Consider the following 8,160-nt stretch of genomic DNA (forward strand, 5'->3'; position numbering starts at 1 on the left):
TCACCACTGAATGAAATTTCATTCATAATCTTTCCAATACTAGGATTACCTTCATTACTATTTATTGGGTAATCCTGCTATATAAACTCATACTATCACCAACAAAATAATTTGTCAATATTTTGTCTTTATGTGAAATATCTGTCGTATATTGTTGATATATTGCCTTCCCAGTTCGCTTATTAATGAAAAAATCCATGACTACTATCATTGTAGCGCATGGACAATATATCTTTTTAATTCATCAAGAGCTTTATTGTAATCTGAAATATCCATCTTAGTTTGAATAGTGTAAGCAACGCCTCGAACTGCATTTAATGCAGCAAGACCGAAAAGTTCAGGATCAATATTAGATATTTCTCCTCTTTCCTTTGCTTTTTTAATCATTTCTATATACTTTTCAACCAAATATGTTTGTAATTTATGTACATACTTTAACTTTTGATTGGAAGGCAGCATGCCCTCTTGCATAATCACTTTAGCCACATCCGGATAATCTCTTATTGTTGAATAATGGAACTCAATTAATCTTTGTATCTTCTCAATTATAGTAGCATCTGTTTTTTCTAAATCAGATACAAAGGCTTCTCTTTTTATATATTCACAATAAAAGATATAATCCAATATTTCTTCTTTATTTTTAAAATAGTTATAAATTGTTCCTACAGAAATTTGTGCTGCCTCCGCTATCATTGGAGTCGTAGTGCGACTGAGACCATTTCTTGCAATCAGTTGAACAGCAGTCTTTCTGATCAATTCTTTTGTTTCCATTTATATCTCCTATATATTATCTCATTTTTAATAAATAATTAACAATATCTATTATTAATAATAACAATTATTCAATATTTTGTCTATGCAATGCAAAAATTATAGAGATATAAATCGAAATATTCTATAAATTCTATAAATTTTAAAAGGTAATTTATACTTTATATGAATTAAAGTAAAGCTCCTTCAACTGGAAGGAGCTTGCTCTGTTATTCAACCTTAATGCGCTTTATCATATACTCATATATTTCCTTTGCCATAGCCCGATATGTGGATTGTACTGATGATTGGCTTCCTAAGCTCATAACCACCATTATATAAGGATTGTCTTTTAGATATATTATTCCCGCATCGTTATATACTCCGTGGGAATTAGTTCCTGTCTTATGGGCTACCGGAGACCTGTAACCTATACCCTGTGGCAGCCTGTTGCTGTATATATTATTTCTCAGTGATTCGTCAAAATATTTGCTGTTAGCCTCTCCAAAGGTTTTTCCCTCATAAAGCAAATCCAGTATATGCCCCATATCCTTCGGTGTAGTCCTGGGCCCTCTGCTGATGCCATAACGCTTAATATTATTATTATAGGACATGGCAGGTGCAGGACCAATCTCACTGTATACATACGTATTCTTCAAGCCCAGCTCCTGGAATACTTCATTAAGCTTAACATTTCCGAAATGCCTGAGCAGGATATTAAAATATCCATTGACTGAATGAGTTATCATTTTATAGGTGAGCTTTTTCATGTTATATTTTGTCCCTGTTATTTCATCTGTATACTCTCTGTCAATATCCAGTTCACCAATGTTATTCAGATAATATACCACTGCTGCAGCCGCCATCTTGCATGTTGAAGCAGTCTGAAAAAAGCCTTCTCCTTCATATTCATCAGACAGCTTGCTGCCATTATAGTCATATTCATAGCCTGTTTTTAGTTCTTTTATATATATACCAATGGTTCCTCTACCGCCGTTTTTAGTAAAATTATTAATATGTTTTTTTACTATACCATCTACCTCATCAATAAATTGCTTTTCCTCTTCTGTCATCTCCTGCTCTTCTAATATCTCCTCTTCATCTTGCCAATCAGGATCACTGACCAAACCTTCAAAGGGAAGCCGATTCTTGCCATCTCCCTCAATTGGTATCTCATCCTCGCTCACATCATTTGCAGCATTACCTTCAACAGTAATCTCAGAAACATGAGGCTCTGCAATTACCCCGCAGTAACGAAAGAGAACGCCGTTGAATAAAAATAGAAAAGTAAGCATTAGTACAAGAATTTTTTTGTAATTCACCAAACCACCCAGCCTTTTAGCAAATTCAGAAGCACAAAATTCCTCCTGAATTCTAAATATGCTTAAGACTGGGCAAATATAACATAATATTCTAGTTCTATATAAAACAAATACACAAGGAAGAATCATAGCATTGTCTTCCTATTAAGCATGTTTAGTAAAAGTAAATCCAGCTATTGCCTTTGACTAAACTTACCTAATAGCATCTTATACAGCGTTAGCGTACGCTTCAACCAACTCTACATCTTCTACATCAAAATCTCCTCTATTTGTCACAACCCAATTAAAATGCTGGTAATAAACCTTGAAACAGCTTCCTTTTTTATATGGAAAACCATTTTTGTGATACCAATCTGTATTAAGTCTAATCTTATCGCCATATTGATATCTACAAGAACCATCTTCTTCATGTTTATCTGACTTCATTTGATAATCACCTCCTTAAGTGATTTTCAATGCTAAGATTCAACCTCATGTTCTAAAAAAAACACCTACCCTGTATAGGTGTAGGAGGTACAAAAAAACCCTTTAAATATCATATAATACTTATCATTTTTATCAGAGTAATCAGCAAACCAGCATTAATATGCTTGGTTTACATAATTGCCTCCTTTTCCTTAACTATATTATAGTTCTCTATAAAGTTGAAATCAAAACTATAACATCCTATGAGAACCCTTATGAAGTCATATTTGAGCCATATGTTAACTTATATTACTTTTTTGTATAATAATTACATTTTCCTCCTTATATCTTGCATAATCATTATTTCACACAAAAAGGACATCGGAAGATGCCCTTTATTGCATTAAATTATCTATAAGCCCAAATATGCTTTCTTTACAATGTCAGATTCCAGAAGTTCCTCCCCTGTTCCCTCAACAGCAAGACGACCATTTTGGAGCACATAGCCCCGATCTGCTAATTCCAGAGCTTCCTGGACCTTCTGCTCAACTAGAAGCACCGTTACCTTACCTCTTATAAGTTTCAAAGTATCCATTACCTTATCAACCAAAAATGGTGCCAGGCCTAATGACATTTCGTCAATCATCATAAGCTTTGGGTCAGACATCAATCCTCTTGCTATAGCAAGCATTTGCTGTTCTCCACCGCTTAGAGTCTCAGCTTTTTGATTTTCCCTGTCCTTTAATATGGGAAATAACTCATACACATCTTTTAAAAGCTTTGATTTCTTCTCCTCAGACCTTATGGTAAATGCGCCTAAAAGCAAATTATCCTTGATACTCATCTTACCAAATACCTGTCTGCCTTCGGGCACATGGGAGATTCCCTTTTCTACTATTTTGTATGCAGGAATGGTATCAATTCGTTCTCCCATATATTCAATTTCTCCTGCAGTAGGTTTAAGTATGCCAGATATGGTTTTTAACAGTGTTGATTTTCCTGCGCCGTTGGAACCCACTACGGAAACTATCTCACCTTGTTTAACCTCAAAGGAGAAATCGAATATTACCGGAACATTTCCATATCCTACTTTAAGGTTTTTTACTTTTAGCATGATATCGCTCCCCTAAATAAGCTTTAATTACCTCTTCATTATTGACAACCTCCTGAGGTGGACCTTCAGTGATCTTCTTACCTGCATTCAAAACTACAATATTATCAGATATAGGCATAATGGCTTCCATTATATGCTCAACAATAAGGAGAGAAAGCCCTTTTCCCTTGAGCTTGAGGCATAAGCTCATAACATCCTTGATCTCTGTCTGGTTCAAACCAGCCATGCATTCATCCAGCATCAAAATCCTGGGGTTGGTAGCCAAAGCCCTCGCAATTTCAACTCTCTTTCTATCTGCTATAGTAAGATTAGCCCCTAGGATATTTTTCTTAGGTATCAGTCCGGTTATCTCCAAAGTCTCCCTGGTTATCTCCTCAGCCTTTTTACGGCTGCTGGTATGTAAAAATGCACCTGTCATTACATTCTCTTCTACAGTCATCTCATTTAATGTTTTCACAATTTGGAATGTACGAGTGATACCCAACTTGCATATCTCATGAGAAGCCATGCCCGTTATATTCTTGCCTTCATAAACTACATTGCCGCAATAAGGCTTATAAAACCCTGTTATACAGTTGAACAAGGTAGTTTTTCCTGCTCCATTGGGCCCAATCAAGCTCACTATTTCATTTTCATGTATGGTGAAGGATACATCTTCATTGGCAACAAGAGAACCAAACTTCATAGTGATATTTTTAATTTCCAGAAGTGGCTTCAATTTTACCTTCACCTCCAATATTGGTCTTTTTAGACTTTTCATTCAGCTTTTGTACTATTCCTACAACCCCCTTGGGCTGGAAGCAAGTAATTAATATAATCAGCAAACCATATATCATAAGATCCACACCTGTACCAGAGCCTCCAAGTTTTATTCTGGTGAGTTCTGAAAGAGGAATGAAAATCGACGCTCCTATTATAGGTCCAAAAACATTACCTACACCGCCTAATACTGTCAGTAAAACAATTTTCATGGATATATCCAGTGAGAAAATCATGAATGGATCTATGTAAAGTATATACTGGGCATATATGGAACCGCAGATAGCCGATATAAATGCAGATATTAACATTGCATAAAGCTTGTAATTAGTAGGATTTATACCGATGGATTCAGCAACCTCATGACTCTCTCTTATAGCCTTCAAATAATAGCCCATCTTTGAGTTTTCCAAGTAACTACACAGGAAAATCACTGTGGCAAACAGAGCTAGACATATATATACCCAGGGCATCTTTTCATTGAACTGTAGATAGAACAATCTTTTGGCAAAACCGGAAGACCTTTGGATTATAGGCAATGATATGCCTGTTGCTCCTTCTACATAATCCCAGCTTACAAAAATCTGCTTTATTATTTCTGCAGCAGCCAACGTAGCAACTGCAAAGTAGTGTCCCTTCAGTTTAAAGCATGGATAGCTCATAATTGCAGCTACTACGGCTGCAATAACTCCACCTAATATTAATCCAACCCATGGTGTGATATCATAGCGGTAGAAAATAACTGAAGAAGTATATGCTCCTATACCGAAAAATGCTGCATGTCCAAAGGATGTCTGTCCAGCAAAGCCTGTAATAAGGTTCCATGCCTCTCCTAGAGTAGCAAATATCAGTAAGAGAATTATGGCATTAAGCACGGCTTTAGCTCTTGTTATTAAAGGTATTAAAGCCAGTATAGCAATTATTATAAATAATAATTTTTTATTCTTTACCATCCAAACAACCCCTTCGGCCTAACTTGTATCACAATCAGATAGATTAGGAATACAATGGCATATTTAAATTGAGTTCCAAGCATATATCCACCTAATGCCTCAGCTAAGCCAATTATCAGCCCTCCGAAAAGGGCCCCTTTAATATTTCCAAAACCCCCCAAAGCGACAATGACAAAGGCCAGCACACTATACAAAGCTCCCGAAGCGGGATAAATAGGGAAGAAAGTGGCCATAAGTGCACCTGCAGCTCCAACACAAGCACCAGAAAGGCCAAAGGTTATAGCATATATTTTCTTGGTATTAATACCCATCAGAAGAGCCGTATTCTTGTTCAACGCAGTTGCCTGAATAGCCTTGCCTGTACGAGTTTTATCCATAAAAAGCATTACTGCTATGGTCATTACTATACTTGCTAAGGCTGCTACTATTTGAGGCATACCAATTACAATACTTCCAAGCTCAATGGTTTTTCCTGAGACCAACGAATTGTTAATATATCTGAAATTAGGTGTCCACAGAAATTGAGCAAGGTTCTTCAGGAACATGCTTAATCCAAAGGTAGCCAATAATGCAGTCAACCCTGGTGCATTAATAACCCTTCTAATGATTCCTGAGTATGTCAATACTCCAATGACAAAAATCAGTATTGTGCAAATAGGTAGGGCTATCAGTGGATCCATGGCGAAAAGCGAAAACATCCAAAAGGCTGTGTACATGCTTATCATCAAAAATTCACCATGGGCAAAATTGATTATATCCATAACACCCCAGGTAAGGGTCAGCCCTACAGATACTAAAGCATATATAAATCCCATCAGTATTCCATTAGCTATTATCTGTCCTATTATCATAAGCCCTTCTCCTTTTAATTATTGAATGAGACTTCATTCAGAGGGTGATTCAACACCCTCTGAATGTTAGCCAAGTCCATTCTGAACTTAACCGTTCTTTGACACTCACCAGCTTCAGCAATTATCTTTTATCCCATTGAGGAATAGGAGCAACAGGTTCTACGGTAGCAATTTCAACAGGATAAACTGCTCGGTATTCCTTGTTTTGAGTCTGTACAACATAGGAAGCCAATATCTCATTCTGTCCTTTAGCATCAAATTTAATGGCGCCTGTAGCAAAGTAAGGAGCTTTGAATTCTGTCTTCTTGATGACACCCATTATGGCATCTCCATCAAGATTACCTGCCATATTGATGGCTTCAGCAAGTACCAGTACTGATGCGAATTCCTCTAAGGCAGGTCCGTCTAAGTCCGCACCTGTCTTTGCTTTATACATTTTGTTTATAGCAGCAAGTTCTGGCATATCACCCAGTTTATCAGCGGAGAAGGCCGCACCACCAGCAAAATAATCCCCGTCATTGCCTAGATTTACTACAAACTGAGTATCCTGGAATCCTCCGCAGTAGTTTAGCACTGCCTTTGGATTAACCTTAAACTCCTTATATTTATTTACAAACATGGTTATATCAGCAATATAGGAAGCGTGAAAAATTGCATCTGCATTGAGGCTCTTAATCTGCTGTACCTCTGTGTCAACATTTGTTACATCCACTGCATAGGGTACAACGCCTACTAATTCAAAACCAAGAGCTCCATATTTCTCTTTAACCCACTTTTCTACCATTTCTTTAGCGTGAACTCCAAATTCATTGTCTATGTAAGCAACAGCTACTGTCTTAACTCCTGCATTGTACTTCTCATTGAGATGTATCAAATAGTCAAAGAACATTGCTGTTTCTATATCATCATTGGGAGCAACTCTCACAAAATAGTTAAGTCCTCTCTCTGTCAAGGCTGCTGATGATGAGGATCCGGCAACAAAGGGTACCCCATATTGTTCTGCTGCCTGGCTGGCAGGTTTTGTACAAGAACTCTGATATGAGCCAACCAATCCTGCTACTCCTTGCTCTATGAGCCTTTCAGCTTCAGATTTGGCCATTTCAGGATTCCCCTGATGGTCTGCAAACACAATCTCAAGTTTGGCATTGCCTAGATTTGGCAATCCTGTTTCTTTGGCTAAAGGAACTTTTGCTAGTTCAGGATATTCTCCGTTTATAATATCCTGTGCAACCTCCATAGCTGCTTGTAGCTTAACTCCTGTAGCAGCAGCACCGCCTGTCAAAGGCAGTATGGCGCCAATTTTAACAGTTTCAACCGCTGCTGGTTGCTCAGTCTCTGCCGGTGTTTCTGCCTCTTCCTGAGTTTCAGTTGGTCCAGGTTGTTGTGCTCCACAGCCCATAAGTAAAGAAGCCATTAAAAATACAACGGCAAGCAATAATGCTAGTTTTGACCTCATAATATACCCCCCATTTTTATTAAAATATATTTGAATTTAGACTTGCCCTCAAAAAAATATATTCATACTAGTCAATGTATATAACAAAAATATGAATATATATACAATTATCTGAAGCCAAAATAAAAACCGAAGCAAAACTGCTCCGGCTCAGGGGGTGAATTAAATTATTATTCTATTAAAATTCAAACTTTCTGTTCACATACTTGCTTAATAGCTTTATGGAAGCCTCCACATCGCCCATGTTAACCATACTGTTAGGGCCATGGGGATATCGGGTTACTATTGATATGCCACTGGCTCTTACACCGTAATTGGACAGATTTATTGAACTGGCATCTGTACCTCCTTTGGCTATTACATCATATTGATACTTTATATCATTTTCCTCGCAGCATTTCACCATCTCGCTTACCAGATACTCGTCACAAATAACAGATGGATCCGATACCTTTATGCCTGTTCCTTCTCCCAAGGTATTGCTTCCTTCCAAGTCACAGGGATAATCATGAGCAGGCGTAATATCCACAGCTATACCTATATCCGGCTG

At 37.3% G+C, this 8,160-nt stretch carries 8 protein-coding genes and 1 pseudogene; all 9 read right to left on the reverse strand.

Translation table 11 applies throughout. The features are described 5' to 3' along the window. Positions 1-207: 207 nt before the first annotated feature. A complete protein-coding gene (locus ACESM9_RS12855; RefSeq protein ID WP_372999339.1) occupies positions 208-771 on the reverse strand; it encodes a TetR/AcrR family transcriptional regulator in 564 nt (187 codons plus the stop codon). 209 nt (positions 772-980) lie between these two features. Then, positions 981-2,072, reverse strand: a complete 1,092-nt coding sequence (locus ACESM9_RS12860) for a serine hydrolase (protein WP_372999343.1) — start codon at positions 2,070-2,072, stop codon at positions 981-983. A gap of 207 nt (positions 2,073-2,279) precedes the next feature. Next, complete coding sequence (locus ACESM9_RS12865) at positions 2,280-2,498, reverse strand: hypothetical protein (RefSeq protein WP_372999346.1); 219 nt, start codon at positions 2,496-2,498, stop codon at positions 2,280-2,282. Between the two features lie 391 nt (positions 2,499-2,889). Then, complete coding sequence (locus ACESM9_RS12870) at positions 2,890-3,591, reverse strand: ABC transporter ATP-binding protein (protein ID WP_372999349.1); 702 nt, start codon at positions 3,589-3,591, stop codon at positions 2,890-2,892. Then, on the reverse strand, positions 3,569-4,276 hold the full coding sequence (locus ACESM9_RS12875) for an ABC transporter ATP-binding protein (protein ID WP_372999352.1): 708 nt from the start codon (positions 4,274-4,276) through the stop codon (positions 3,569-3,571). The genes ACESM9_RS12870 and ACESM9_RS12875 overlap by 23 nt, the downstream gene beginning before the upstream one ends. A 10-nt stretch (positions 4,277-4,286) precedes the next feature. Beyond that, positions 4,287-5,303, reverse strand: a complete 1,017-nt coding sequence (locus ACESM9_RS12880) for a branched-chain amino acid ABC transporter permease (RefSeq protein ID WP_372999355.1) — start codon at positions 5,301-5,303, stop codon at positions 4,287-4,289. Beyond that, positions 5,297-6,154 carry a branched-chain amino acid ABC transporter permease gene (locus ACESM9_RS12885; RefSeq protein ID WP_372999358.1) on the reverse strand — a complete coding sequence of 286 codons (858 nt, stop codon included), beginning with the start codon at positions 6,152-6,154 and terminating at the stop codon, positions 5,297-5,299. Before ACESM9_RS12885 ends, ACESM9_RS12880 begins: the two co-directional genes overlap by 7 nt. Positions 6,155-6,275: 121 nt before the next feature. Continuing rightward, positions 6,276-7,610, reverse strand: a complete 1,335-nt coding sequence (locus ACESM9_RS12890; protein WP_372999361.1) for an ABC transporter substrate-binding protein — start codon at positions 7,608-7,610, stop codon at positions 6,276-6,278. Positions 7,611-7,788: 178 nt separating this feature from the next. Then, positions 7,789-8,160, reverse strand: a pseudogene (locus tag ACESM9_RS12895) (M42 family peptidase); the annotation flags it as partial.

The organism is Lutispora sp., from assembly GCF_041687175.1.
Lineage (GTDB): Bacteria > Bacillota > Clostridia > Lutisporales > Lutisporaceae > Lutispora.

What these genes read in the sequence shown, in the direction of transcription:
- ACESM9_RS12870 (WP_372999349.1), bottom strand. Translation starts at nt 3,591, where the DNA reads ATGCTAAAAGTAAAAAACCTTAAAGTAGGATATGGAAATGTTCCGGTA.
- ACESM9_RS12865 (WP_372999346.1), bottom strand. Translation starts at nt 2,498, where the DNA reads ATGAAGTCAGATAAACATGAAGAAGATGGTTCTTGTAGATATCAATAT.
- ACESM9_RS12875 (WP_372999352.1), bottom strand. Translation starts at nt 4,276, where the DNA reads ATGAAGTTTGGTTCTCTTGTTGCCAATGAAGATGTATCCTTCACCATA.
- ACESM9_RS12890 (WP_372999361.1), bottom strand. Translation starts at nt 7,610, where the DNA reads ATGAGGTCAAAACTAGCATTATTGCTTGCCGTTGTATTTTTAATGGCT.
- ACESM9_RS12885 (WP_372999358.1), bottom strand. Translation starts at nt 6,154, where the DNA reads ATGATAATAGGACAGATAATAGCTAATGGAATACTGATGGGATTTATA.
- ACESM9_RS12855 (WP_372999339.1), bottom strand. Translation starts at nt 771, where the DNA reads ATGGAAACAAAAGAATTGATCAGAAAGACTGCTGTTCAACTGATTGCA.
- ACESM9_RS12880 (WP_372999355.1), bottom strand. Translation starts at nt 5,303, where the DNA reads ATGGTAAAGAATAAAAAATTATTATTTATAATAATTGCTATACTGGCT.